Below are 26886 nucleotides of genomic sequence, written 5' to 3'. Positions count from 1 at the left end.
CAATGACGGAAAAGGCACTCGACTGGGTGAAGCCGATGTTGCGGTCGCTGCCAAAGCTACTGCTCGTCGACGACCAGCCGGTGAATATCCAGACCCTCTATCAGATTTTCGCTGACGATCACGAAGTGTTCATGGCGACGAGTGGTGAGCAAGCGCTGGCGCTGTGTCGAGACAAACAGCCCGATCTGGTATTGCTGGACGTGATCATGCCGGGTATGGATGGCCTGGAAACCTGCCAACGCTTGAAAGAGGATGCCGATACCGCCGACATTCCTGTGATTTTTGTAACCTCGCAAAATAGCCCCGAAGAGGAGACCCACGGCCTGGAGGTGGGTGCTGTCGACTTTATTAGCAAGCCAGTAAACCCCGCAGTGGTTAGAGCTCGGGTAAAAACGCAGCTCACACTGAAAGCGCAAACCGATGCGCTGCGCATGCTTGCTTCCCTGGATGGTTTGACCGGCGTGCCCAATCGACGCATTTTCGATGAGCGGCTGGATGCCGAGTGGCGGGCATGTCGCCGTTCAGGGTCGCCCCTCTCGTTGCTAATGGTTGATGTTGATCACTTCAAACTCTACAACGACCACTATGGCCACTTGGACGGTGACCAGTGTTTGAAGGCAATAGCATCGGCGTTGGCTTCCAGCGTTGAGCGCGGACGCGATATGCTCGCCCGTTTCGGCGGTGAGGAATTTGTCTGCCTGTTACCGGATACCGACCTGGAGGGCGCCAAACATATTGCCGAAAAATTGCGCCAGGCCGTTGAAGGGCTGGCGATCCCCCACGTTGAATCGAAAACAGCGGCAACGGTAACGGTGAGTCTCGGGGTTGCGACCACCGCCGAGTGCGATGCACTGGAGCCACCGGACCTGCTCAAAGTTGCCGATGAGCAGTTGTATCTTGCCAAGCAATCTGGCCGCAACCGCGTCTGTGGCGTGCAATTTCCGCTAGCTCAGCAAGCCGAGTCGTGACATGAACCCGCTAATGCCCCACCTTGCCCGGGTGCTTTCAAGTACGTCCTTACTTTCCTTGCGGCGGGGCTACCACAGCGCGAAGCGGCGTTTGGCCGGCAGGCTGCATACGCTCGATGTGTTCATTCGCGTTGATGACCCCTACAGCTATTTACTATTGCAGGTAATGGACGATGTCTGCTCGCGCTTTAATGTCGAGGTAAAGTGGTGGGTGATCGTCGAGTCGCCCGAGGACATGTACCCGGAAAAAACCATGTGGCGGGAGTATGCCTGTCGCGACGCTGAACATCTTGCCAGGCTATACAACTTAGACTTTCCCTCACAATTGCCCGCGTTAGAGCAGGCCGCTATCGACCATACGGCGGTATCCCTGCTGTCGTTACCCGTAGACGATTTTCCGCGGCAAGCGCGCGCCCTGCTGGCGGCGCTTTGGCAGGGGCGGATGCCGACGCAATTACTTGCGTTGGATTCCTGGGCCAGTCAGTGCCTGACGGAAAATTCTCAACGCTTACAAACGCTGGGGCATTACGCTGGGGCGATGATTTACTGTGCGCCGGAATGGTATTGGGGCGTGGACCGGCTGGATCACCTTGAGCGGCGGCTTATTGCCGAAGGCGGTGCAAAGCGGCCGGATGAAAAGGCGGTGTATACGCGCAGCTACAGCGGTTTTTGTCGCGGTGAGCGCGCCGATATTGTCGATCCCGATCTGCCCTTGGTGCTCTATTGGTCTGCACGCAGCCCCTATTCATACTTGGCGTTAGAGAAGGCGGCGCAGCTGAGTGAGCACTACGGCATCGCGCTTGAGGTGAAGCCGGTGCTGCCGATGATGATGCGCGGGATGCCTGTACCTCCTGACAAGAAAATGTATATTTTTCATGACACGGTTCGGGAGGCGAAAAAGCAGGGCCTGGAGTACGGTTTTGTTGCCGACCCGCTGGGCAATGCCGTGGAGCGTTGCTATGCACTTTGTGACTACGCGGAGTCTAGTGGACGCTTGCTACCGTTTTTGCTCAGTTTTGCCCGCGGCGTAAATGCTCAAGGTATTGATGCCGCCAGCGATCGTGGACTCAAGCGCATTATTCAGCGCTGTGGTTTGGATTGGCAGACGGCGCGACAACAACTCGGCAATGAACACTGGCGGGGCGCGGTGCAAAAAAACCTGGAAGAGATGTATGCCATGGGTTGCTGGGGCGTGCCGAGTTTTCGCTATGGCGAGTTAGTGCTATGGGGGCAGGACCGCATTGGCATTGTTGAAAATGCCATGATTGGTAGCGCAGCCCTGCACCGCTGCTAAGCGACTTGTCGCTTAGCTCAGGCGAGCAAATGTTTTTGCCAGCAGCTGTGATAACAGGCCGGGAAATGCGCCGCTGACAATTTTAAATACCCTCGCGTCGACGCCAATACAAATACTGCGCTTGTTGCGCTCTATCGCACTTACAATGCGCTGCGCGGCGTGATGTGCACTCACGCCAACGCGCTGCGCCAGTCGCATATTTTTCTCTGCCTGCTGTACATCGTCCGATTCTTTGAGTGTGGCCAGAATCATATTGGTCTTAATGGCTCCCGGATGAATACAGCTGACGCCGATTCCCTCGCCACTTAGTTCCGCGCGTAACGAGTCACTGAATTTTTGCAGGGCCGCTTTGCTACTGCTGTACGAACACTGGCTGGGAAGGCCGAAGAATGCTGCCATGCTAGATAGGTTGACGATGTGTCCTTGCCCGCTGTTTCTGAGCAGCGGCAGCAATTCTCGACTGAGAAACACAGCGCTAAAAAAATTCAGTTGGAAAACCTTTTCCCAATCCGCTTGGCGGTGATTTTCAGTACTCTTCTGCAGAGTGATCCCTGCGTTGTTTATCAGAATATCAATCGATGTGTACTGCTCTTTCAGTGCATCGACTAGATCAATCAGCTGATGGCGGTCGCAGAGGTCGGCGGTGTGACAAGAAATTGTGGCACCTTGTCCCTCCAGTGAATCCGCTAACTGTTTGAGTGCGTCGCCGTTGATATCAACCAGCGCGAGGTGGCAACCTTTACTGGCCAGAAGCGCCGCCAGCGCACTGCCGAGGCCACCGGCGGCACCAGTGATCAAGGCCGTTTTAGCTGTAAAAGGGTTCATCAATTCGCTCGTAAAAAAAGGGCAGTGGCCGGAGGGTGGGCCGAACACTGCCGAATGACAGGAAGGTTAGAAGGTTTTACGAAGTTCTATGCCGTAGGTGCGCGGGTCGCCGAGCACGGTAGTGAGTGTGCCGATACTGTCGCCGGCGGCTACCGCACCAATGTCGTAGCGCTCGTCGGTCAGGTTTTTCACGTAGGCGGCAATGCTCAGGTCATCGGCGTCGTTGCTCCAGCTCAGGCGCGCGTCGAAGAGCACATAGGCATCGGCATACGTGAGTGCTTCCTTGCGTTTTGACGCCTCCCACGCGCCTCGGTCCAGGCCGAGGTAAATATCGCTCTTATAGCTGGCGTCTAGTCGCGGCACGAAGCGACCGAACTCGGTATTGAGCGTGTACTGGATACCCAGTGCCGCTGTTTCTTCCGGCGATACTGCAAATTCTTCGTCAGAACGGTCGATGGGAACGAATTCGCCACGCAACGCCAGCGACTTCAAGTCGTTGTCCATGAACTCTTCGTAGCGATAGTTATTGTTGCTGTAGGTGAAGTTCACCATGGTGTTCATCGACGGGAACCACATGACTTCCAGCTCGGCACCTTCGATCAGCGATTCGCCAGCATTTTGTGACCCGACTACCAAGGTGTTGTTCGAATCAACATTTACAGTGATTAGATGCATGTTCTCAAACGTCATGGAGTAGGCCGCAAGATTGATCCGCAGAGAGCGTTCTAGCGCATCGATCTTGATACCGATTTCGCGGTTTTCGAGCTCTTCGGGTTCAACTACGCTCAGGCCGTCTAAACCAAAGGGCTCCTGAAAGCCGGATTTAAAGCCGTTGCTCCACGTCGCATAGACCATTGCTGAATTAATCAGGCTGCCGTCGAGCAGTTCTTCAGGGAAAATATACGCGGCCGATGCCATGGGCGTGAATTGACGGAAAGTATCCTCTCTTTCATCAATCTTGGCGTCGCCCAGTGGTGCCCGAATATCGCCGGGGAAGCGCTCGCGCAGAATATTGTTGGCAATGCTGAGCGGGTCCTGTGACCACCGGCCCAGGAAGGCCATCGCCCCCATGGACGGTAAAAGCGGCACAAAGCGCGGGTCGGCGCTGGACACAATAGAGGTTACTTCCGCCAGGTCGGCGCTGCGGGTTACCAGATAAGAATCGCGGGTTTCTTCGGTGTAACGGCCACCTACCGTCAGTTCTAGGTGATCGGTGATATGCCATGTTGCCTGTGTAAAGGCGGCGAAGGTTTCTCCGTCGATGTCAAAGTCTTGAACGGTGGCCAATGGCAGCGCGGCGGCCACGAGCGGCACAGTGCCACCGGGAATGAGGCCAGTGATACCACTGAGAAGGTCGGTGAGCATGTCCAGGTCTAACCCGGCCTGTCCGGCAGCGAGCCCGAGAAAATCAATGGGCTCAGAGCCAACGAGCGGGTTGGCGGTGTTAAAGCGCTCCGATTTGTACTCGTCCTGCCAGAAAATACCGGCGGCATAATCGATGCTATCGAACAACACGCCGTTAAATTGCAGCTCGAATGTGAGGGACTCCTGAAGGCTGTCGTCCAGCAAATCTGCCCGCAGAAACTCAGCAGGGCCGCCTTCGTCTGCGGTTGTCTGAGGGTTGTATTTGGTGGCATCCCGATAGCCGATGATCGACTTCATGCTGTGGTCGGCATTGAACTGGTAGTCGAAGGTCAGGCCCAGCATGAGCTCATCCTGATCCTTATGCTGTCGCTGGCTGTCGCCTTGGTTGGTATGCAAATCCTTCTGGGATTCGCGGGCGTTCGCGGCGCAGTTGTCGCGATAGGCGCTGGGGTTGTTCGGGTCGGTATCACCCGGCCAGAGTATCCCGAGGCCGTCTACAAACAGGGCGTCGTCATTAATAATGCGGCAGTGGTAAGACGGAAAGTTTTCCCGCGTGCGGCCGACAAAGGCAAAGCCGTCGATGGTTAAATCATCGCTTGCTAGCCAGCGCGTTTGGAAAATGGCAGACAGCCGATCGATCGACTGATTTTCCCGGCCGGTGGCGTCCTTCAGGAAACCGTCGCGGCGGCGGGTGTTTACCGATATGCGGGTCAGCAATTCATCATTGATGGGTAAGTCGACCGCGGCCTGCAGGCGCTGCTCATTGTAGTTACCGAGACTGCCCTCAATATAGCCGCCGAATTCTTCTCCCGGTTTGGTCAGGGTGAAGACCAGGGCGCCCCCGGTATTGTTCTTACCGAACAGCGTTCCCTGCGGCCCACGCAGAACCTGAACGCTGTCTACATCGATGGTATCCAAGAGCTGGCCATCCGGACGTGGGATGAAAATACCATCTAAATAGACACTCACTGACGGGTCGAAGCGCGCAAAGGGCGCTCGTTGGCCGATGCCGCGTATAAAAATTTGTGGCGATGTGCTGTTGTTGATTTGCAGGCTGGGCACCGACTTGCTCAGCTCCTGAGCACCGAGTATGCCCTGCTCACGTAGCGAGTCGCCGGTGATCGCGGTGACGGCGACCGGCGTTTCCTGAATGCTCTCAGCGCGTTTTCGCGCGGTGACGATCACTTCTTCAATCATGCCCGCGGAGCTGCCTTGGTTCGCCGCCACGGCGGGGGGCAGGGTTGCCGCCATGAGTCCTGCCAGTGTGAGAGGAAGGCGGTGGTTTTTCTGCGTTTTCATAGAACACACCTTTATCATTATCTGCATAGGTTTAAGGGTTAAAGTTGCTTGAGCACCGTTGGCAGAAGCGGCCGCAATATCGGCCGAAGTGGCCAGAGTAGACGCCTGACGTTGGCAAAGAGCATGTGCATTTCCTGCTGGTAGTCTTCGAAGCTGTGCCGTTGATAATTCAGCAGTGCCTGGGACTCGCGCGTATCCATCCAATGGGTGTAGAAATTTGCCTGTCCGTGAATACCCTCTGGTAGTGGCAATCCCAGCGCTTGAAACGCGGTATTGATGAATTGCCGTTGATTGATTTGGCAGCGTTCCCCGCCACCGAGTAAAAGTGTTTTGGCTTGCGCGGCGGGGCAGCTCAGTGCTCGACTAATCGCTAGCGCGACATCGCGGGGGTGAATGTATTCCAGCGGCGTGTCAGGGTGAATCGCCAGCAGCTGTCGAAGTACCTCGCGCTCTGTTCGCGTGGTGCGAGCATCTACCGAGACCCCCACTCGCATAATCACCCAGGGAATAGCCGATTGCTGAAGGTATTGCTCAACTGCCAGCTTGTGCTCGGTGTATTTGTCAGTGGCGATCACCGGGTCTGCACAATGGCGCAGTGGCGCCTGGCGTTGTGAGTGTCCGAACACGGTTACCGACGATGGAAAGATAAACAGCGGGGCCCGCGACTGCGCTTGCGCCTGGTCGATAAGTGAACAGCTAGCGTCGACGTTTACCCGATGAGCGACAGCGGGTGCACGCTCGGTTAAGGGGGGCAGCATTGAGGCGAGGTGGACGATGGCATCCATGTCGTCGACTAGCGCCGCGTGCTGGGTGCTATCAGTGATATCGCCCAGCAGGATTTCACAGCGTGCTTGATAGGGTTTGGCTAATTGCCGCTGTTGTGGCGCATCCAGGTCGCAGCAGCGCAGCTGATGGCCGTCGGCCAATAGCTGTTCCACCACCAATTGCCCCAGGTTACCAAACGCCCCTGTTACCAGTACTTTCATCGGGCGAGGCCTTTGCCTTTACGGCGAGCTTGTGAACAGTGCGACTGCATAATGTCTCGTTATTTTTTGTAACTGGTTTACATAAGTTACTCGGCAAGATATATAATTGCGTTACATAAGTCAACGTCGCGGCGTCGACGCCACGCTCGCCATACAAGGCGTGCATAGGAAGAAATAGGCGGGGTTAGGCGGGATAGTTTTTGCGAAAGGTGGCGGCGCCCATGGCGGCAATTTGGTAATCGATCATTTGATCGAAGGCGGCGAGGATGTCGCTATAGTTGCTGCTGTGGTCAAGCGCATTCAGCGCGGCCACAGCGGCCTCGATGGTTGATAGACCGTCACTGCGGGGGGACTTTCGGATACGGTAGTGGCTGGGCGCCGAAGGGCTAATAGCGAGGCAGGGCAACTCTGTGAGCCAGGGGTTCAAGTGCAACAGTCGCCGTACTTTTCGCCAGCTGCCATCGAGCAACAGTATCTGGGAGAACTGACGTTGCTGTGCTTGCGCCGCGCTGAGCGGGTTTTCGCCGGGAAAGATTAGCAGGCATTGCTTGCGCCAGTCTGGGCCCAACAAGGCCTCGGGCTGAAAATACTCGCCGACGACTAATCGACTATCTTGTATTGAGCGCTGCAGTAACGGGGCCGAGGAGAGAGCATGCCGTGCCTCTTTCGGGTCTTGTAGAATAATCAGCTCATATGCACAGCGGCGCGTGACAATAACGTCGCACAGGCAGGTTTTCGTTGGGCGGTTGCATGCGTCGCAGTGTGAGCGTGCCAATGGAGTCTCCGGTTAAGATGTCGCGCGTCGTTGAGGCTACCACTATAGAGGAAAAGGAATTCATGGCGCACTGGACCCCGAATGAAATTGCCGACTTGTCGGGCAAAACTGTGCTGATCACTGGCGCGAATAGCGGCATCGGCTTTGAAACGGCGGCGCAGTTGGCGGCGCGCTCAGCGCGGGTAGTCGTCAGTTGCCGCAGCCAGGAAAAGGCCGATCAAACGCTGCAGCGCATTCAGCAGCTTGTGCCTGGCGCGCAGCTATCGGCGATAACCATGGAACTGTCTGACCTGGATTCAGTTGCCCGTGCGGCTGACGTGTTTTTGTCCACACATGGGCAACTCGACTGTTTGGTAAACAATGCCGGGGTGATGGGTCTGCCGCTGCTGCGCAATGCGCGCGGCCATGAAATGGTGTTTGCTGTCAGCCACCTTGGTCATTTTGCACTTACCGCGCAACTGTTGCCGGCACTGCGTGCGGCGACACAGGCGAGGGTGGTCACGGTTTCCAGCCTCGCTGCGCGCAAGGGGCAATTGCTAATGAATGATCTGCATTGGCAGCACACGCCTTACTCCAAAGTCGCGGCATACGCGCGCGCCAAATTAGCGAATCTGAGTTTTGCACTGGAGTTACAGCGTCGCTTTGACGCCGCGGGCATGGAGGCCCTCAGTCTTGCCGCCCACCCGGGCTATGCGGCAACCAACGTCGCCTATGCCAGCGATGCGCCGGCGGGGCTGCGGCGGCGTCTGTGGGAGTGGATTGCGTATTTGGGGAATCGAATTTTGGCGCAGCCAGCAGAGCAGGGAGCCTGGCCAACGCTGTATGCGGCGACGTCGCCAGTGGTTAGCGGTGGTGACTATATCGGCCCAGCCGGCCCCTTTGAATTTCGCGGCCCGCCCACCAAGGTGGCGGCGGTGGCGGCAGCGCAGGATCCGGCGTTGGCAGCGGAGCTGTGGCGCCAGTCTGAAGACTTATGTGGTGTGAGGTTGTTATGACGGTTATACAGTGGCACGACGGCCTGCTAATGGCCTACGCGGCAATGTCGGTGTTGGTATTTGTGGTACTGCAGTTTTTTATTAAGGCATCGTACGGTCGCCACGATACCGAGGATCGCGCCTGGTGGTGGGGGCCGGGAGTGCCGACGCGCGTGGCATGGGTGATCATGGAGGCGCCGTCGTCAATCGGCTTTGCGGTGATCTATTTTCTGGGTGACAACGCTTGGCAGCCCGTGCCGTTATTACTGTTTGCGCTGTGGCAGGTACATTACTTCCAGCGCAGTTTTATCTACCCGTTTAAGCGCAGCGTTAAGCCGGGCGATAAAACTCCCTTGTTACTGCCGCTGATCGCGCTGTTCACCAACTTTGGCATTTCGTTTCTCAACGCCAGCATACTGTCCTGGTCGTCGTTGGCGATGGATTACACCGCGGCATGGCTTACTGACCCACGCTTGATCTTAGGTGTTGCGCTGTTTTTCGTCGGCTATTACGTCAATCGTCGCAGCGATGCCATGTTGGCCGCACTGCGCAAGCCGGGAGAGAGCGGTTACAAAATACCGCGTGGCTGGCTGTATGAGTGGGTGTCGTGTCCCAATTATCTGGGAGAAATCATGGTGTGGTGTGGTTGGGCGCTCGCAACGTGGTCGTCGGCGGGGGCCGTTTTCCTATTGTGGACCTTGGCGAACTTGCTTCCCCGTGCTCTCAGTAATCACCAGTGGTATCGGCAGACCTTCGACAATTACCCGGCACACCGCAAAGCGGTATTTCCGGGTATTTTGTAGAGGGCGACCCTGGGTTACTGGAGTTCTGGCAAATCTTTGAAGAGGGCCAGCGCATCGGGGTTGGCCAGAGCATCGACGTTTTTCACGGTTTTGCCATGAACCACATCGCGCACCGCCAGCTCGACAATCTTGCCGCTGATCGTGCGTGGAATTTCTGCCACTGCGATAATTTTTGCCGGTACATGGCGCGGCGTGGTTTCCTGACGAATGGTATTGCGGATGGTATTGCGCAGGGAGTCGTCCAGCGTGCAGCCTTCACGCAGCACTACAAATAGTACAACTCGCACATCGCCTTGATATTGTTGCCCGATGCAGATGCTGTCGACAACGTCGGCCACCTTTTCAACTTGGCGGTAAATTTCCGCGGTGCCAATGCGCACGCCGCCGGGGTTGAGCACGGCGTCGGAGCGGCCGTGAATAATCATGCCGCCGTGTTCGGTGATCTCGCCGTAATCTCCATGGGCCCAGACATTGGGGTAGGTGTCGAAGTAGGCCGCGCGGTATTTGGCATTGTCGGGGTCATTCCAAAACCCGATGGGGGCGCTGGGGAAGGGGCGAGTGCAGACCATTTCGCCCTTCTCACCGACAACGGCGTTGCCATCATCGTCCCAAACCTCTACTGCCATACCCAAGCCGAGACACTGAATCTCACCCTCGTAAACGGGAAGGCAGGGGTTGCCGAGAACAAAGCACGACAGGATGTCAGTGCCGCCGGAAATCGATGACAGGCAAATATCCTGTTTAATGTGCCGGTACACATAGCGAAAGCTCTCGTCGGACAATGGCGAACCGGTTGATAACACGGCTTTTAAGGCGCTGAGTTGATGGCTTTCAGCGGGCTTTACCCCGGCTTTTTGCAGCGCTTCGATGTACTTGGCGCTCGTGCCAAAAATAGAAATGCCTTCCTCGTCGGCCATGTCCATCAGCGATTGCGGCTGTGGGTAAAAGGGAGAGCCGTCGTATAGTACAAGGGTTGCTTCGCAGGCAAGGCCGCTTACCAGCCAGTTCCACATCATCCAGCCACAGGTGGAGAAGTAAAACAGCGTGTCGTCACTGCCCAGATCGGTATGTAAGCGGTGCTCCTTCATGTGCTGAATGAGGCTGCCGCCGGCGCTGTGGACGATGCACTTCGGTACCCCGGTGGTGCCCGACGAGTACATGATGTAAAGCGGGTGGTCGAAAGGCAGCTGCTCGAACGCAATATCGTTCGGCGAATACGCGGCGAGTGTCTCCGCCCACAATGTTGCCCCTTCGGGCAGCGATATTTCCTCGGCGGTGCGGCTGACGGGGACAATGATCAGCGTCTCTATGCTGCTGATCTGCGCCTTGATCTGCGACACGCGCGGTAAGCTGTCGAGGGTTTTCCCTCCGTAGAAATAGCCGTCGCAGGCAAATAGTACTTTGGGTTGGATTTGGCCAAAGCGATCCATCACGCCATTAATGCCAAAGTCCGGGGAACACGATGACCAGACTGCGCCAATACTGGCGCTCGCCAGCATGGCGATGACGGTTTCGCTGATATTAGGCATAAAGCCGGCAACGCGGTCGCCGCGACCAACACCGGCATTGCGCAGCGCCTGGGCTAACTGGCTGACTTGTTGGTAGAGGCCGGCGTAGCTGATCGTCTCGCGCCGGCCGTTCTCCAGCCGGGAAATCAGCGCGGTTTTATCACTGCGGTTACGCAGCAAGTTTTCAGTGAAATTCAGACGAGCATCGGGAAACCATCGCGCACCGGGAAATTGGTTCCCGTCTACTAGAACCTGGTCGCTCGTTTGTGAGGCGCGAATATCGCAAAAGTCCCACACCGATTGCCAAAAAGCCTCGGGGGACTCCACCGACCAGCGGTGCAGGTCGGCGTAGTTGTCGAACTGGCGTTGCTGCTCTCGGTCGAGCTGCTGCAAGAATTGGCTCAATTGGCTGCGCTGAATGCGCGCCGCCGAAGGTTCCCAAAGACAGTTCTTCATTATTCGATGTCTCTATAGCTGGAGCGAGTGATAGGGTAATTGACGTAGACTGCCTTGTTGAGATATTTTTATCAAATTGATAATAATTATTAATTAATAATATTTTCTTATGAATGTCAGTATTAAACAGTTGCGCGCCTTTGTTGCTGTGGCCGAGACAGGCAGCTTCGCGCAGGCATGTGAGCAATTGAATATATCGCAACCGGCGCTGAGCATGGCGGTGAAGAACCTCGAGGATGAAGTGGGTGGAAGCCTGTTTCTGCGCTCGACCCGGTCGCTGAGTTTAAGCCCCGAGGGCAGTGCATTTTTGCCAACCGCTCAGCGCCTGCTGCGGGACTGGTCCGATGCCTTTACCGACTTGCAGCGTTTGTATAGCTTACAACAAGGCAAGTTGACCATCGCGGCAATGCCCTCGTTTGCCAGCACACGCCTGCCTGCTGTGTTGGCGACCTACCGGCAGCAGTTCCCCAATATTGATATCGCGGTGCGCGATATTGTGATGGAAGAGCTTATTGAAGCGGTACGCGCTGGCCGTGTTGAACTTGGCGTGGCCTTTGAGCCAGACGATAGTGAAGGGCTGGAATTTGAAGCGCTTTTCACCGACCGCTTTGTGGCGGTACTGCCAGAGGCACACCCCTTACTGACGCGCAGTCGTCTGCGGATAAAAGACCTGCTCGGCGATACGGTGATTACCCTGAACAGGGGCTCCAGCACCCGCCGCTGGACCGAAGATGCCCTTGCCAGGGAGTCACTTTCGCCCCCGGCGATCTTTGAGGCGTTCCAGCTCACTACCGTGGGTGCAATGGTGGCCGCTGGTCTGGGGGTGGCGCTAGTACCTGCGTTGTGTGAGGAGCAGATGCATCAATTGGGCGCCCGCTGTAAGCCGATAAACGGGCGATGCATCGAGCGCAGAGTGGGTATTATCAGGCGCCGACGACAGCAGCTGTCATCCGCAGCAGTGGCGATGCGAGCGTTATTGATGGAACGCTAGGGGCTTGCCGAGGTGGGTGATGTTAGCAGCGCTACCTTCCCCCGCAGGGATACCCTAAAATACGGCCGCGACCCAGTGACAACTCGGGTGATAGCTGGGGTGATGACAACAATAGAGGGGAAGGACGGATGCTCAGTTTTTTACCGCCTGTGGTAAAAGGATTTCTCGCTGCGTGCCTGTTGGCCATGAATACCGTTGTACTGGCGCCGTTTTTGATGGCGGTATCGCTACTGCGCTTTCTTGTGCCGCTAGTGGGCTTTCAACGCCGCTGCACAGCGGCGGCAGTGTGGATTGCCGAATTGTGGATCGCGATCAACTCTCAGTGGATGCGCTTAACCCAGCGCAGGCAGTGGGAAGTGGATGGTATTGAACAACTCGACAAGGACCAGTGGTATCTGGTGACCTCTAATCATCAGTCCTGGGCCGATATCTTTATTCTTCAGCATTTGCTGAATCGAAAAATTCCAATGCTCAAGTTCTTTCTGAAGCAGGAGCTCATCTGGGTGCCGGTAATAGGCTTGTGCTGGTGGGCGTTGGACTTCCCGTTTATGAAACGCTACAGCAAGGAATACTTGGAAAAGCACCCAGAAAAACGTGGCCAAGACTTTGAAAGCACCCGCCGCGCCTGTGAGAAGTTTGAGCATTTACCCGTGTCGGTCTTCAATTTCCTGGAAGGTACGCGCTATACCCCTGCCAAACATGACGCGCAGCAGTCCCCTTATAAATGGCTGCTAAAACCCAAGGCAGGTGGCATCGGCTTTGTTGTGGGAGCAATGGGCTCAAGTGTCAAAACCTTAGTCGATATTACTATTGCTTACCCCGGCCACACACAGCCGTCCTTTGGCGACTTCCTTTGCGGACGGGTGGATAACGTTAAGGTTCGCGTGCAGAAACGAGAGATTCCCAGCGAATTTTTGGGTCGTAGCTACAGCGACGATGAGGACTTCCGCTATGAGTTCCAGCAATGGGTTAGCGCACTGTGGAAGGAAAAGGACCAATTGATGGAAGAGCTTCACCGATGACTCTCTGAGGTGAAAAGACCCATGGCCAATAACAATAAAATAGGGGCAGGCAGAATATGAAATTCGACTATGTAAAAACACGACGCGAGGATGTAGCCAGTATTCCAGAGAGCTGGTCAGGCGTAATAAAGACCGTTATGCGTCACTACACCCGCTTCAATGTCTGGGTGTATAAGAAAAGTGGCGGGAGGTTGATGAAAAACTTTCCCGGCGGTTATCCCATTTGTCTTGTTGGTATGACGGGCAAAAAAACGGGTAAAGCCAGAGAGATCGCACTGATTCATCTGCCGCTGGGTGACAAGAAGCTGCTGGTTGCCTCCCAAGGAGGCATGGCATCGCACCCTTTGTGGTATCACAATATCAAGGCGAACCCGGCGATTACGATTCAAGTTGGGCGCGAGCGCCTCGCCTACACGGCGCGAGAAGTGGACGCTGATACCAAGCGGGAACTCTGGCCTCACTTAGTTAGCCTATATCCCGATTTCGATGAATACCAGGCGCGCACTGACCGAGATATCCCCGTGTTTTGTTGCGAGCCGACAGCGCCATAAACGGCGCAATGGTAGGGGCTGCTTTACGCCCCTGATCCGTTGTTGCTAAGCCGCCTTCTTCAGCTTTTTCTTGAGTTTGGCGAGTTTGCCTTCGTGCTTGGCTATTTTCGATTTTCGCTGCTTGATGGCTTTTTTCAGACTGGTGATTTTCTTTTTCGCTTTCTTCGACATGGTGTCTTCCTCTGCTTAAAGGCCACTGAGTATGGTGGGAAAAACGGTGTGCCCACCGATACTAACGAGTAACAGTATAGTCGAGCATATTCAGGCTACTAGGTGTGTGCGCAGGGTTTTAGTGGGGCAGTTTAACGCCGTGGCTGAGCAGCCACTCCTCGTCCAGCTTCCAGATAACGCGGCTGATGCCCTCCTGAGCCATAACCTGCTCTCTGGCGTAGGCTTGCAGGTCGGCCAAGATTTGCTGAGCCTCAAAAAAACGCTCTTCGCTGACAGAGACGTTCTGCAAAGAAGGGTCAATAACCTTAATGATGACGGGCACTGGCACATCTGCTGAGCGAGGTGACGTCATTACCGCGACACCGTTTTTTACCGCTAAAACGCGAAAGCGGTAGGGGTAGCTATTGAGTTTGTCGTCTTGCTTCAATACCGCATTCAATGCGCGAACCTCCGAGGGCTCGTAAAAGATATTTACCATTACGGTGAGGGCGAGCGCGGCGATAAAAAACGCGTAAATCTTCATGCCTCGTGACATAGACAATCTCTTCAGCGGCAAGTGAGTAAACGCGCACTTTAGCGCATTTTTGCTGGAAGTATCTTGATGCGGCTCAACGCAGATAGAGTTAAGGACTTCGGCGTTTGCGAAAGACAGATTTCAGTAAACCTTGAAGCGCTCGCCACCGAGTAATCATCAGCGCGAGGAATATCATCAGGCAGCCTAGCAATTGCGTTGCACTAAGGCGCTCCATAAACCATGCCGCCGCGATCAGTGCCGTCCACACCGGCTCAAGCACCATGATAATAACGCCGTTGCTATACGGCGACAGGCTCTGTGCGTAGGTTTGCAGGTAAAAGCGCAGCGCCGTGCCAACGGTTGCAGAGAGCGTGACCCATAGCCAGACCATCGGTTGCCCGGCCAATACGCTGATGTGCCAGGTCTCGAGCAGTGCTGATAGTAGTCCGGTAACCGCCGCGACGGTGGTCAATACCAAGGTCGTTAGTGCCAATACTGGCACCTGCGGAACGTGTTGAGCGTGTCCGTGTTTATCGGCGCGTGACATCGGGTTGGCCGCGCGCGTGTTCAAATTGAAATACAGCGCAAATAGCGCCGCAGCACAGAGTAATAGCAGTTGCGATAACTCTAGCCGCAATTGCTGATTCAGAGAAAGGAGGGCGAGCCCAACACAGGCAACTGGCAGCGCGACCCAGGTGCTGCGCGGAACCGACTCCTTGAATAACAGCGCCGCAATGACCGGCACTAGAATGACGCCCAAACTGACGATGAACGCCGCTTCACCGACGTGGTTGGAGGCCGCGAGCCCTTCGACCCAAAGGCTCATGGCAATGCCAAAGACCATCCCGACCTTCACGCAGCGGATAAAGTGCGCGCGGCTGAGAACCCGCAACTCCGCTCTTGCCACCAACGCCAGAATGACGGCGGCGATAAGGAAGCGTACCGACATGAACAGCAGCGGCGGCATGATGGCGACGGCTTCCTTGGAGAAGATCCAGCTGATGGCTGCCAACAGCGTAACGATGATGAAAATGGCATCTGCGGGCAGCTTGTTGGATGCATTGGCCGTATTTTCAATCATTGGAACGTCCTAATAGAGGTTTGCTCGGGTGAATAGCACGCTGTTAGCAGACTCTTATCGCTGCTTAGACGAAATGGCATTTCACGCTTTGCGTCGATACGACCCTGTTCGCGTTGTAGGTTGCTTCGCAAAATGCGAATCAAGCCAGATTTATCCGCGCTTGGCTAGCATTTTGCCGGACGTTTCGGGTTCAACGCCCGTGGTAATGGCCTTTAGCGCCAATTTTTAATCAGGAAAAGGTTGGCCTGGCTTTTGCTGAGTAAACGGACCAGTCATTTATTAGTGGTGTTTCAGGGCAAGGGCATGAAATCAGCAAGCAGTTTTCGGCGTAATCTCAGTTGGCTGGCAACCGGCGAACTGATGGTTCGCGTGTCGCGATTGATCACGACACTCATCCTGGCTCGCTGTTTGAGTTTGCAGGACTACGGACTCGCGGCGCTCGCGCTAGCGACCGCGGAGATTGTGAGAATTCTTGCTGCCAATGGCATTGGCAACCTAATCGTCAAAGCTGAGGAGCACAAACTGGGGCGGGTTTCGCAGACGGTGTTTTGGCTTAACCTGTCTATCGGCATCGCGATGTTTGCGCTGCAGTTTTTCCTCGCCCCCCTTATCGCCGACCTTTACCAATCTCCCGTTTTGGCCTCGCTGTTACAGGCGCTGGCATTTAGTCACTTAATTTACCCCTTTGCGATGGTTCAATTTAACCTCTTACAGCGTGATAGCCGCATGAAGGAAGCGGGTCTGATTATGGGGGCCACGGTGACAATGGATAACTTGATCAGTGCCGCACTGGCGCTGAGCGGATTCGGTGTCTGGTCCGTCATTTGGCCCAAGTTATTTGCCGCTGTGGTGTGGGTAGTGGTGATTAATCGGCGTATCCGCTGGGTGCCCAAGCTGCAATTTTCATTGCAGGAACTGGTGACCGCGCGACGCTATTCCGGAGGGGTATTGCTCGCAGAGTGCTTAAAAAACGGCCGCGGTCAATTTGACTTATTTATCCTCGGCCGCCTGTTACCAGCTGACCTGTTTGGACTTTATGCCTTTGCGCGCAATGCCGGTCTGGGAATCAGTCTGTCGCTGACAAACAGCTTTAATACGGCCTTGCTGCCGAAACTGTGTGATACCCGTCGCGAGGGTGGCGCACTGGAGCCGAGTTATTACGCAAGTTTAAAAACGGCGATGCGACTCATCGCGCCAGTGATTCTTTGCCAGGCACTATTGGCGCCGTTATACGTGCCGTTACTGTTCGGCGAGAAATGGGCGCCAGCCAGTGTGCTTGTTGCGCTTTTGTGTCTGTCGGCGGTTCCTCGAATGGTGTTTGAGTCTGCCAGTATGTATTTTCGTGCGGCTGACAACTTACGCAGTGAAAATCACATTGCCGTGGCCTTCACCGCGCTGTTTTGTGCGGTGATCGCGGCGTCGAGTTTTCTGGGAGCGCAAGCCGTCGCCCTGGCGATGATTATTTGCTATCTCGGCGGCGCGTGGGCGGTACTCGTGATGATACACCGCGCACCTCGCGGTGTTATTCGCGCGCCTTTATCTGCCGCATAGCGCCACTGCGCTCGGCGTGCTTACCCCGTCTTTTATTTTCCCCTGATGATCGTCGCTTTAGTCGGCAAGCTGCCTTGCAAAATGCGAATAGCTTTGCAGTAGCGGTAAAGTTTTTTAGCGATTATTTTTAAAAAAACATAATAAAAACATAATAAAAACATAAAGTTAATTTAATTTTTTTGTTTGGCATAGCGGTTGCAATTTCCCTGGAAAGCGAACACCAATGGGGTAATTGATATGCAAGCAATAAAGAATCAGGTCTCCAGTGCCTACCTAATTTTTATTTCCAGTCTGTTCATGCCCGCCGGGTTATCTCTGCGGAAATTTCTACGCAGTGGTTATAAGCGTAGCTACGACATTGTATTAAGTGGCGGATTGCTATTGCTGCTGTCACCGCTACTCGTCGTTACAGCGGCGGCCATTCTTTTTGAAAGCCGCGGCCCAATTTTCTTCCGTCAGCAGCGTGTCGGAAAGAATGGCGAGCAGTTTTCAATTTATAAGTTTCGGTCGATGTGTACTGACAGAGCACTGCATAGACAAGTGGAATCAATGTCAGGTGACCGGGATGGTATCTGCAAGAAATTCGTAAACGACCCTCGCGTGACACGGGTAGGGCAGTTTATTCGCAAATACTCAATCGATGAGTTGCCGCAGCTGATTAATGTACTGCGCGGCGAAATGTCGATGATCGGCCCTCGCCCGGCACTGCCTGCAGAAGTGGCTCAATACAGCGAGTATCAGCGCGGACGTTTGAAGGCATTACCTGGAATTTCAGGCCTATGGCAGGTGTCTGGTCGAGCAGATTTGAATTTTGATCAGCAGGTGGAGCTGGATCTGCAGTATATCCGCCAACAAAGCCTGGCCACTGATTTGCGAATAGCGTTGAAAACGGTACCCGCAGTGTTGTCGGGAAGCGGAGCGTATTGAAGAGCGGGCTGTCGGGTATCTGCCCGGCACTGCCAGTAATAGCGAATGAGGAACCAGCGATGAAAAATACTCACTCAGCACACCGCGATCAGCCCTTAGTAAGCGTTGTTATTCCAATGTATAACGCAGCGGCCTATCTTCGCGAATGTATTGACTCTGTTATTGCGCAGAGCTATCCACACCTGGAGATAATTGCGGTGGATGACGGGTCTCCGGACAACGGTGCCGACATCGTGCGGGGCTACCAGGACTCGCGCATTGTGGTTATTCAGCAAGAAAACAGGGGCTTGGCCGGTGCGCGCAATACCGGTATTCGCCACGCGCACGGCGAATTTATTGCCCTGCTAGACGCTGACGACAGTTGGCATTCAACGAAAATTGCCAGGCACGTAGATCATCTCCTGTCCGACCCTGACATCGGTGTTAGCTACAGTGCATCGCGGTTTATGAACGAAGCCAGTGTCGATATGGGGATCGGCCAGTACCCGAAAACAACGGGCGTCACGGCAGTCGATATATTTTGTAGAAACCCGGTGGGCAATGGCTCTGCGCCCGTCTTCCGCGCAGGCGTATTTAAGGACATCGCCTTCACGAACGCCGCTGTTGGCCATCGCGACCCGCAATTCTTCGATGAATCCTTTAGACAGTCCGAGGATGTGGAATGTTGGTTACGGATTGCGCTCTCGACGTCGTGGCGATTCGAGGGGCTGGCGGAGGCCTTAACGAACTACCGCGTAAATGGAGACGGCTTATCGGCGAACTGGGTCAAGCAATTGGCCGCCTGGGAGCGCAATGTCGACAAAAATCGCGCACTGTCGCCATCATTTTTTAACGACCACGAAGGCTTGGCGCGTGCCTACCAGTATCGCTACCTTTGCCGGCGTGCCATTCAATCGAGAGATGCGAAGAATGCGGCGCTGTTATTGGTGAAATCACTGCGCAGTGACTGGACGATCTCGCTTAGGGATCCTGTAAAAACGGTGCTAACGGCCGGGTGCGCATCGCTGTTGCTGATTCTTCCCACTCGCGGATACGACACCGTTGAGCGACTGATTATGTCGTCAATGCCGTCATAGGTGCGCCTACAAATGGAGTCCTTAACAAAGCTTGTTGTTAGGCGCGCCCCGCATTATCGGCGGTGGCTCGCTTTGCCCTCCTTGTGGCCACTGACATTGAGCCTGGCGATTTTATTCTCGGTACTGATGCTGTCGAATACCCTGGGCGTGTCGCCAGAGGCGCTCATAGATGGCCGCACCGGCGGCAGTGGCCAGGCGGATTGGTACGATGGTTTGCTGGCGAAACTCAGTACCATAGTCTTGGGTATGAGTGCCGCCATATTGCTATTTGCGGTGTATCTGCGGCGGCAGGATGAGCGCTTCCATTGTCGCAGTAGCGCCAGCTTTTGGTTTGCAAGTTATACCCTGTTATTGCTTTTGCATGATTTATTCTCTGCGCCGATGACAACCGACAGTGTTGTGCTTGATGTTATCCGAGCCTGTTTCCAAGCGGCGTTGGGTTTGTTAGCACTTCTTCTACTTTGGCTGTTTCGCGGGGTTGTCGGCCGGTCGCGACGCTATGCACTGACTGCGGCGATGTGCTGGGGTATTTCCGTTAGCGTTGATGTACTGATCGACAGCGGTATCAGCAATGGTGTTGCGCTACTGCAGCTAGAGGAGGGAGCGAAACTGCTGGGTATTTTTTTCTGGGGTCAGTTCTGTGTAGAACTTTCCAGCCGCAGTATTCGCGAGCCGGCACATATTGGGCGTCGTACTCCACCGGCTCTGGGCGACCACTATGAATAAACCACGCTTGATCTTCACGTTGGCCCTTAACGGTTATCACTTACGCTATCGGCAGTGCATTGCTGCTCAGCGGCAATACGCCGAGCGTGTCGGCGCCGAGTACCTAGCTGTTACCAAGCCAAGTGTGCACTCGCTGTGCAATGAGGTGGCCTGGCTAAAGTTGTACTTGATTCGAGACGCCTTGCAATGCGGCTACGCCGAGGTCATGTTTATAGATGCCGATGCGCAGCCGCGTGCAGACGCCCCTGACTTTAGCGAGGCTATGTCCGTCGGAAAATCGATATTTGCGGCCAACGGGTATTCGTGTCGTGTTAATTCGGGGGTGTTGATATTTCGCGCTGGGCCTGAATCACTGGCGTTTTTAAACCGTGTAATCGCTGCAATGACAATGACACTGCCACAAGAGGATGAGGTGGGCTGGGGCGAAAACGGGCACATTATTCATTTCCTGAAAACGGAGAGCCGCTTTCAGCGTATCTCGTCGCGCTGGAATAATAATTATTGCCCGCAGATGGATGACTATATTCGCCACTACAGCGCTGGCCCGCTGCGCGACATGTTCAAGCCGCGATTAAGCGAAGTCATTGGCTTTTATGGCTATCGTATAATCATGCGATTGTTACGCAGTATCGCAAAGGCTGAATCAGGCGGCTCTCCCTCACAGCAGCTGGAAGCGTTGTGCAAAGCTGTCCGCACAAATCTTCCCCGCACCAGTGCGCTGTCGACAGCCACTTCCCGGATTACGCCGCACATTTATTGCGAAAATAGTTTGCCCCACAAAAAATAACGCCGTGGCTAAATAGCGCCCGCCAATGGACGGTGCAGGCTAACGCTTCAGTAGCAAGGCAAGTTCCCATTTCAATTTCCGTTTTGGCAGTAGCCAGCAACGTTTGTCACGTAGTAAGGCCCGCGCTTTATCATATTCGCCGGCCTGTATGTTTAGCTGCGCGATGTGAAGAATATGGTTAGCGGTAAGCCTTAGCATTGCCTTGCTTCGCGGATCGTTGCTTGCCTCGGCTGTGGCTCTCAGGCGCAGGCTGAATGGGCACTCCTGATCGGGGGGATTACTAATACACGCACGATTGTCGGCATCTTGTCGGTAGAGTGCTTTGTATGACCGGGAAAAGGCCATTGGGTATTTATAGGCGATTCTCACCCAAAGGTCCTGGTCTTCTCCCATTGGCTCGTGCAAAGGAAATGCACCAATCTCCTCGAATACGAATTTTGGAATGCAGCAGCTCGACGGGGTAATGGGTAGCTCGCCCCGACTGGCGACTTCGAAAAAATCATAGCTGAACTGGCTGTGATTTTTTGTGCTCGCTGGAAAGCGCGGGTGGATGGGACGCTCTGTTCCGCTGTTTTCGTAATAGTGGGAGTAGGCCGTTGAGTAGGCGCCGCATTCGGGGAATAGGTGAATTAGCGCCTCGATTTCTTGTATTAACCCGGGTTTCCATAGGTCATCGGCGTCCAGAAACAACAGGTAGTCGGCGGTTGCTGCACTGATGGCAGTATTTCGAGCGGCGGAAACACCGGCGTTCTCTTGTTCGATAAGGCGAATACGCGAGTCAGATGTCGCCATGCTGCGAACTTTCTCCGGGCCGTCGTCGCTGGAGCCGTCATCGACAACAATAATTTCCAAGTTGTCATAGTTCTGCGCCTGTATGGAACGCAGCGCATCGCCAATGTGTGCAGCCTTGTTGTACAGGGGAATAAGAACGGAAAACCGAGGTTGTTTGTCTGTGCTGCTGTCAACATTTGAGGTCGTCATGGCTAGTGAGTCCAGTTACTGAGGGCCATTTTTTCCGCGTCGGCAAGGGGCAAGCGGGGCGGGACATAGTCGCCCCGATGTATCGTCGCTATTGCGGTACTTAGCGAGTCTTTGTCGACATGCCGGCTATCAATGGCAAAGTCAGTCGATTGCTGAATATCGCGGCACCAATTTTCGCATTTGCGGTGATAGTTCAGGGAAATACACGGGGTATTGCTGAGATAGGCAAAGACCGCCGCATGGAGTCGCATCGCCACGATCATTGATAGCTTGCTGATTTCCCTAACGGCCTCATAGGGGTTTGAGTTGTAGGGAATAATCTTGCAGGGCGTCTCGCCAAGTCGCGCGCATAAATCACGGTGTACTTGTTGATCTCCTAATGTGGGGTGCCCATTGAAGTCGATCAAGCGTATCTCCGCGCCGGTTTCGCGATGATGTTGAATCAGGGCGTCGGCGAGTATTTGGTTGCGCACATGTTCAGCGTTCTCATCGCCGGTGAGCCGTTCGACGGGGCAAAGGGCAACGCCGATAGCGTTGTCGCGCTCGGGCATTAGCGCCTGCTGGAACGCGGGCTGGCTGATCATACTAGGGGCCAGGTCGAAGGTCAGTGCGGTATTGGCGTTGGGAGCGATACTGCGGGCGATATCGAGACTGGTGTTGTCTCTCAGCCCGGTAAAGGTGCAGGCATTTAGGAATGTTGCGCAGGCTTTTTCTGCCGCTACGTCATTGAATGGGCCCAGGCCGACGCCTGCTGCACAATGCTGGTTGCTGGTAGCGAGTTTTAAATAGTGGGTTTTTTGCGCAATATCTTTTGCGGTATGGAAGACAGATCCGCCGCCGATGATAATGTGCTCGCTGCGCGCCGCGGCCCAATACTTGAGCAGTCGATCCTGGCCTTTGAAGCGCTGCTTTTTTGCCTGCACGGCGCTTAGCTGCAGTTGCTGCAAGGCCTCACTGCCTCTGGCGCCAGTGGCGGCAATATGCCGGCTGTGATATCGGCGGCGCGCGCCCTCAGCAGCGGCGGCCATGAGCATATCATCGCCGGTATTTTGCATGCCGTAATAGCCGATAAGCAGGGTGTCGAAGGCAGCCATTTTTTTGGGGTTCCTAATCAGTGATGCGTTGCCGAAGAACGCTGGCGGAGAATACTTTGTGCGATGGTGTCATTGCGAAAGGCGATGCCGATTAACACCAGCGCCGGCCAAAACAGATACGCAAGAATTTCCAGGTTTTCACCAAAGCTGAACATAATGAGTATTAGCATACAGGCTAAGCCCGCGCGAGATACGCAGCACCGCTGGGCCTGCATGAGTAACAGTAATAGGGTGACAAGCATGGGAATCAGCAACGCCAGAAAGCCAACGGCGCCCTTGACGAATAGTAGGCCGTACCAGCTGTGGTGGGAGCCAATAGGCATATATTCCACCAGGTGAGGCCCTCTCTCTACAACGCCGTGTCCCCAAACAGGCGCTTCATCTCGCCAGCGCTGTATTGCAATTCTTGCCAGCGCCGAGCGGACTCGGCTCGAACCTGCGCGGGCAGCTTTGAATTCCGCAATGGAGCTTTCAGCGAAGGCCATGAGTTGGGTGGCTACAACGGCCATTGCTGATATGCCCACACCGCCAGTCAGCCACAGTGCCGGTGAGTTGAGGCGGGAAATGAAAAAGACCGCTGGTGATACGAAAAGCATTGCAACCAGTCCGGCGCGAGACTGGCACATAAGCACCATCGCGACACTGCCGATAATGCCGATCCAGCGCCAGCGGATATTTTTTTCCTGCAGTGCAAAGACTAAGTAGAAATTGGCGAGTAGGCCGGCAGCCGGTGCCCAGGGGGTGAAAAAGCGCCAGCGGGGGCCGAGGGATTCGGGGTTAATGCCATAGAGCTGGAACTCGAAGAACTCTGGGCCGGGGCCACCAATTGCTTTGAGTGGCGAGATATAAATAGTGCCGGGAATGGGGGTATACGCGGCGATAACAAATAGCGGAATTAACAACAGCGTATGCAGGCAAATAACGCAGCAGGCGCGATAAACCAGCTCTGCACGGATAGGTAAGGTGGCGCCAATTAGTATGAAAATGGCCAGCAGTGCCCAGCCTTTTGCCCAGCCGATCGTGGACTTGATCATCGCGGGTAGGCCGAGATAGAAATCCAAATGCCCCATAATCAAGGCCACTTCCATCACCAGCATGGCGACAACCCACAGTATAACAACGGGGTGCGGTTCAACCTGAATTGATCTGGCGCGCATCGGCGCAGGTAGCCACAGGTTGTAGGCCCAGTAGCCGAGCAGAACCCAACCGAGCACCGGCGCGATAATGTATACCGCGCCGAGGGCGTAAAAGGGATAGGTAAGAATTAGAGCGTACCAAATCCACTTTTCGATAATATTTTCTGGAGCAATTGCTTGCGTTTCCACAGAAGAAATAATCCGAATAAGGCCATGCCGCTACCCAGCACACCGCCAATAATGGCCAGTAATTTATTGGGTGACGCCGGTTGGCTGGGAAGAGAAGGGGCTGCAAGTACCTGAATTAGCGGGTAGGACGCAAAGATATCGGTTTTGCTGGTATCGATCTGCGTGATCGCCGAGGTATAAACCGCTTCGGCTATTTGATAGTCGCGCTCTAGGTTCTCAAGGATTGCTGCCTCTTCAGCGTAGCGCTTTAAGTTCAGGCCATGCTTCGTGATAGCGCTTGAGAGCTGTTGAATTTTGCCAATGAGGCCTTCAATTTTGGCGAATGACACCAGCAAATCTTGAAAGAGAGCACTCTGTTTGCCTGCATCATTCATGCTGATCAGCTTGATGGTGCCCATGTCGTTGTGGCCGACCAATTCTAAGCTGCGCTGTTGCAGGGCTTTGAGCGTGTTGTCTTGTCTCGCGCTTTCTTTTACCACCTGAGGGTGAGCCTGTCCCCACTTTGAGCGATACACCGCCAGCGTGGTTGTCGCGTTTTGATAATTTTCTAAATGCTCCCGAAACTGTTGGTCGGCATTCAGGATAAACGCGCTCGCTGCCAGCTGCGGAGTAATGCCTAAGTTGCGAGAAAGTTGGTCGACGTAATTGCTGACTCGGTCGCGCTCGGCCTCGGCTCGTACTTGCTCCTCTTTCAAACGCTCTAGGCGCAGGCTGAGCTCTTCATACTGACGGCCAGACACATATTCAGAGCTTTGCTTGTGCAATACTAAGGCGCGTTGCGCGGCTTCCAATCGCTCTTTATAGCTTTTTAGCGCTTGCGCAATACCTGCCTCGCGGCGGTCGAGCTCATCAGCGCGGAGGATTTCTATTCGGGTGTTAAATGCCGAAATTAGCGCCTGTGCCTGGTCCTGTGCGAGGCGGGGAGAGCCCGCTTTGGTTGCCACTTGGATAATGGTGGTCTCGTCTACGAGCTTTACCACAGGCTTGCGAAAATCCGCGTAGTCGATATTCAGGGCTTTCGCCGCGCCACCAATCACGCTGGTGCTCAGCAGGATTTCCTTGTAATTCACTCTCGGGTTAACACCCCTGGTGCCAAACGGTGAGCTACTACTGCTGCTGGCCTCACCGATGCTTTCCAAATTAACTTTGGTGGATACTGCCTTGCCCGGCAGCATAAACGCGAATTTACTGACGTACTGGGGCGCCGAGGCAATGTAGAGAAATACCATTCCCCAAATCATTGCAAAGGAGATCACCCCCACCACGATGTATCGCGTCCAGCGCGGTTTGTCAGCGGGCGCCTTGTAGAGTTGCAGCTCTTGATTTGGCTGTATCGTCGGTGTCATGTCACTTCTCAGCCGCGCAGATCAAAAGAGTGAAAAGGGAGTGGCGACGTCGACAATCGCTCTGGCGATATCACGCCAATTCCCTATTGTAGAGTCATAGCAGCTAACGGTGTCGTTGGGTAGTAAATAGGGATTGATATCGTCGGAATCTGGATTGCGCAGCAGTTCTTCGACATTGCGTTTCATAATTTCGCTCTCGCCACTGATGGGGTTAGTGCCCACCAACACGACGTAGCGTGAGGCATTGGTGAATTGCGTGCCGCCACTGCAGTTGCCCGATACCACCGCCTGATGTAACCGAGTGCCGTAGGGCATGCTGCTGCTGTACTTGCCCACTGCCGCAGAGGCGTTGTTGCTTGCTGGATTGGTCAAATTTGAAATGAACACCCGTATTCCCTTTGGCGTGATTTGACTCGGGCGAATCAGCTCGGCTTGCATGCAGCCTGCTGAGGGAACGATCACTTGATCGCCTGCAATCAACGGCACGTCGTGGGTGTGCTGGCCCGAAAATATCCCTGCGAGATTGATTTCTTGCTGCCAGCCGTCGCGAATCAGCAGAACTTTGTCTACACGCGCGTCAGGGCGTGCACCCGCTGCTGCGCGTATGGCTTCACTGAGGTAGCGTTTGGTGGGGTAGTCGCCGCTGATGCGAATTTTACTGTCGTCGGTCTGCGCGGGAATCAGGTCGTTGATGAGTACGCGGCCAGGCTCAAATACAGCGCCTGACACCGAAACCATAATGGGGGCCCACTGAAGCGGGCGCACACTGATGTGAAGGGTGTGGGCGAGAAACATTTGTTGGGCAACCAGCATGATGCGCAGGCGGTTCTCCACTTCTTCGGTGTCCAGTCCAACCACCTGCACCGGAGCGAGGTAGGGAAGCTCAATATTGCCATCGTGGTTAACCAAGTACTCGCCGCTGAACTCCTCCCCTTCATGGATGCGAATTTCGATCCTGTCGCCGGGTGACAGTGGCAGCAAGCGCCGGCCTTGGCTGTTTAACGATCGCGGGGTACCGGGATTTCGCCACTGCTGTGCTAAGGGTTCATCGACACGATAGTCCGCACTGTTCAGCGCCATGCCGCTGCCATCGGTCGAGCAGGTATTCACCGCCATGCGACTGCTAAATTCGTGGCGTTGTTCCACCTCTGACTTGTCGCGCTCAGGCAGGCTTGTCGAAATATCCGGCATCGACGCACAGGCCGCCAGTGTTAATGCGACACTGGCGAGGACGGCGCGACGGCAGCGTCGCGGCGTGAAAAGGCGGTGTGCAGATAGGGTCCATTTGGCAATGTTCATAGCGCTTTCCTGCTGCTGATTAGGTTGATCTCACTGCTATTGTGAGACGGCATATCTTGAATATTGCAGGTGGCGTGCCAGCTGGCGTGAATAAAAATATGCTTTAAAAACAGTAGGATAGTGTTTTTTGTCGAGGGCGGGAAATTGCAAAATGCAAATCGTGCCTTGCGTTTGCATTTTGCGAATCATAT

25 protein-coding genes are annotated in these 26886 nt (G+C 54.7%); 12 read left to right on the top strand and 13 right to left on the bottom strand.

The window, feature by feature from the left end; translation table 11 throughout:
* The first annotated feature begins 2 nt into the window (after positions 1–2).
* Positions 3–968 carry a PleD family two-component system response regulator gene (locus tag AC2Q8J_RS06640; protein WP_288362779.1) on the top strand — a complete coding sequence of 322 codons (966 nt, stop codon included), beginning with the start codon at positions 3–5 and terminating at the stop codon, positions 966–968.
* 1 nt (position 969) lies between these two features.
* Entirely contained in the window at positions 970–2262 is a 1293-nt protein-coding gene (locus tag AC2Q8J_RS06635; protein ID WP_486452459.1) for a DsbA family protein, read from the top strand.
* Between the two features lie 12 nt (positions 2263–2274).
* Here the strand turns inward: AC2Q8J_RS06635 and AC2Q8J_RS06630 are convergent, their stop codons facing one another.
* The 4 genes from AC2Q8J_RS06630 to AC2Q8J_RS06615 all read right to left on the bottom strand — a co-directional run bounded on the left by AC2Q8J_RS06630 (position 2275) and on the right by AC2Q8J_RS06615 (position 7512).
* Positions 2275–3087 (bottom strand): SDR family NAD(P)-dependent oxidoreductase, encoded by an 813-nt coding sequence (locus AC2Q8J_RS06630; protein ID WP_486452458.1) that lies wholly within the window; start codon positions 3085–3087, stop codon positions 2275–2277.
* Between the two features lie 66 nt (positions 3088–3153).
* Positions 3154–5751, bottom strand: a complete 2598-nt coding sequence (locus AC2Q8J_RS06625; RefSeq protein WP_486452457.1) for a TonB-dependent receptor — start codon at positions 5749–5751, stop codon at positions 3154–3156.
* A gap of 38 nt (positions 5752–5789) precedes the next feature.
* Positions 5790–6737 (bottom strand): NAD-dependent epimerase/dehydratase family protein, encoded by a 948-nt coding sequence (locus AC2Q8J_RS06620; protein WP_286836724.1) that lies wholly within the window; start codon positions 6735–6737, stop codon positions 5790–5792.
* A gap of 184 nt (positions 6738–6921) precedes the next feature.
* Positions 6922–7512: a tRNA-uridine aminocarboxypropyltransferase gene (locus tag AC2Q8J_RS06615; protein ID WP_286836725.1), complete on the bottom strand. Its 591-nt coding sequence runs from the start codon at positions 7510–7512 to the stop codon at positions 6922–6924.
* 62 nt (positions 7513–7574) lie between these two features.
* Here AC2Q8J_RS06615 and AC2Q8J_RS06610 point away from each other — a divergent pair, with 62 nt between their 5' ends.
* Both AC2Q8J_RS06610 and AC2Q8J_RS06605 read left to right on the top strand, forming a co-directional pair.
* On the top strand, positions 7575–8507 hold the full coding sequence (locus AC2Q8J_RS06610) for an oxidoreductase (RefSeq protein ID WP_286836726.1): 933 nt from the start codon (positions 7575–7577) through the stop codon (positions 8505–8507).
* Positions 8504–9289: a DUF1295 domain-containing protein gene (locus AC2Q8J_RS06605; protein WP_286694456.1), complete on the top strand. Its 786-nt coding sequence runs from the start codon at positions 8504–8506 to the stop codon at positions 9287–9289. Before AC2Q8J_RS06610 ends, AC2Q8J_RS06605 begins: the two co-directional genes overlap by 4 nt.
* 14 nt (positions 9290–9303) lie before the next feature.
* On the opposite strand, the gene AC2Q8J_RS06600 is transcribed toward AC2Q8J_RS06605, so the two are convergent.
* Positions 9304–11253 (bottom strand): acetoacetate--CoA ligase, encoded by a 1950-nt coding sequence (locus AC2Q8J_RS06600; RefSeq protein ID WP_486452456.1) that lies wholly within the window; start codon positions 11251–11253, stop codon positions 9304–9306.
* Positions 11254–11362: 109 nt separating this feature from the next.
* Here AC2Q8J_RS06600 and AC2Q8J_RS06595 point away from each other — a divergent pair, with 109 nt between their 5' ends.
* The 3 genes from AC2Q8J_RS06595 (at position 11363) to AC2Q8J_RS06585 (ending at position 13817) form a co-directional block, all read left to right on the top strand.
* Entirely contained in the window at positions 11363–12244 is an 882-nt protein-coding gene (locus tag AC2Q8J_RS06595; RefSeq protein WP_486452455.1) for a LysR substrate-binding domain-containing protein, read from the top strand.
* A gap of 128 nt (positions 12245–12372) precedes the next feature.
* Positions 12373–13266, top strand: coding sequence for an acyltransferase (locus AC2Q8J_RS06590; protein ID WP_486452454.1), 894 nt, complete (start codon positions 12373–12375; stop codon positions 13264–13266).
* A gap of 56 nt (positions 13267–13322) precedes the next feature.
* Complete coding sequence (locus AC2Q8J_RS06585) at positions 13323–13817, top strand: nitroreductase family deazaflavin-dependent oxidoreductase (protein WP_286836730.1); 495 nt, start codon at positions 13323–13325, stop codon at positions 13815–13817.
* A gap of 45 nt (positions 13818–13862) precedes the next feature.
* Here AC2Q8J_RS06585 and AC2Q8J_RS06580 read toward each other — a convergent pair whose 3' ends face one another.
* The 3 genes from AC2Q8J_RS06580 to AC2Q8J_RS06570 all read right to left on the bottom strand — a co-directional run bounded on the left by AC2Q8J_RS06580 (position 13863) and on the right by AC2Q8J_RS06570 (position 15583).
* Complete coding sequence (locus tag AC2Q8J_RS06580) at positions 13863–13988, bottom strand: hypothetical protein (protein WP_275587302.1); 126 nt, start codon at positions 13986–13988, stop codon at positions 13863–13865.
* 118 nt (positions 13989–14106) lie between these two features.
* Positions 14107–14523, bottom strand: a complete 417-nt coding sequence (locus AC2Q8J_RS06575) for a hypothetical protein (protein ID WP_286836731.1) — start codon at positions 14521–14523, stop codon at positions 14107–14109.
* A gap of 88 nt (positions 14524–14611) precedes the next feature.
* Positions 14612–15583, bottom strand: coding sequence for a DMT family transporter (locus tag AC2Q8J_RS06570; RefSeq protein WP_486452453.1), 972 nt, complete (start codon positions 15581–15583; stop codon positions 14612–14614).
* A 303-nt stretch (positions 15584–15886) separates the two neighbouring features.
* On the opposite strand from AC2Q8J_RS06570, the gene AC2Q8J_RS06565 reads away from it, so the two are divergent.
* The 5 genes from AC2Q8J_RS06565 to AC2Q8J_RS06545 all read left to right on the top strand — a co-directional run bounded on the left by AC2Q8J_RS06565 (position 15887) and on the right by AC2Q8J_RS06545 (position 20650).
* A complete protein-coding gene (locus AC2Q8J_RS06565) occupies positions 15887–17134 on the top strand; it encodes an oligosaccharide flippase family protein (protein WP_286836733.1) in 1248 nt (415 codons plus the stop codon).
* Positions 17135–17371: 237 nt separating this feature from the next.
* On the top strand, positions 17372–18061 hold the full coding sequence (locus AC2Q8J_RS06560; protein WP_204995230.1) for a sugar transferase: 690 nt from the start codon (positions 17372–17374) through the stop codon (positions 18059–18061).
* A 59-nt stretch (positions 18062–18120) separates the two neighbouring features.
* Positions 18121–19137: a glycosyltransferase family 2 protein gene (locus tag AC2Q8J_RS06555; protein ID WP_486452452.1), complete on the top strand. Its 1017-nt coding sequence runs from the start codon at positions 18121–18123 to the stop codon at positions 19135–19137.
* A 72-nt stretch (positions 19138–19209) separates the two neighbouring features.
* Positions 19210–19863, top strand: coding sequence for a hypothetical protein (locus AC2Q8J_RS06550; protein WP_486452451.1), 654 nt, complete (start codon positions 19210–19212; stop codon positions 19861–19863).
* Complete coding sequence (locus tag AC2Q8J_RS06545; RefSeq protein ID WP_486452450.1) at positions 19856–20650, top strand: glycosyltransferase family protein; 795 nt, start codon at positions 19856–19858, stop codon at positions 20648–20650. The genes AC2Q8J_RS06550 and AC2Q8J_RS06545 overlap by 8 nt, the downstream gene beginning before the upstream one ends.
* Before the next feature lie 39 nt (positions 20651–20689).
* Here the strand turns inward: AC2Q8J_RS06545 and AC2Q8J_RS06540 are convergent, their stop codons facing one another.
* Genes AC2Q8J_RS06540 through AC2Q8J_RS06520 form a run of 5 tightly spaced genes read right to left on the bottom strand, consistent with a single transcriptional unit; the run spans position 20690 to position 26695 of the window.
* Complete coding sequence (locus tag AC2Q8J_RS06540) at positions 20690–21631, bottom strand: glycosyltransferase family 2 protein (protein WP_486452449.1); 942 nt, start codon at positions 21629–21631, stop codon at positions 20690–20692.
* A 2-nt stretch (positions 21632–21633) separates the two neighbouring features.
* Positions 21634–22725, bottom strand: a complete 1092-nt coding sequence (locus tag AC2Q8J_RS06535) for a polysaccharide pyruvyl transferase family protein (RefSeq protein ID WP_486452448.1) — start codon at positions 22723–22725, stop codon at positions 21634–21636.
* 17 nt (positions 22726–22742) lie between these two features.
* Positions 22743–24050, bottom strand: a complete 1308-nt coding sequence (locus tag AC2Q8J_RS06530; RefSeq protein WP_424144185.1) for an O-antigen ligase family protein — start codon at positions 24048–24050, stop codon at positions 22743–22745.
* Positions 23990–25396, bottom strand: a complete 1407-nt coding sequence (locus AC2Q8J_RS06525; protein WP_204995237.1) for a GumC family protein — start codon at positions 25394–25396, stop codon at positions 23990–23992. Before AC2Q8J_RS06525 ends, AC2Q8J_RS06530 begins: the two co-directional genes overlap by 61 nt.
* A gap of 21 nt (positions 25397–25417) precedes the next feature.
* Positions 25418–26695 (bottom strand): polysaccharide biosynthesis/export family protein, encoded by a 1278-nt coding sequence (locus AC2Q8J_RS06520; protein WP_424144186.1) that lies wholly within the window; start codon positions 26693–26695, stop codon positions 25418–25420.
* Positions 26696–26886: the final 191 nt, after the last annotated feature.

This window comes from Spongiibacter sp. C9W (assembly GCF_057370015.1).
This window is presented reverse-complemented; position numbering and strand designations above follow the sequence as displayed.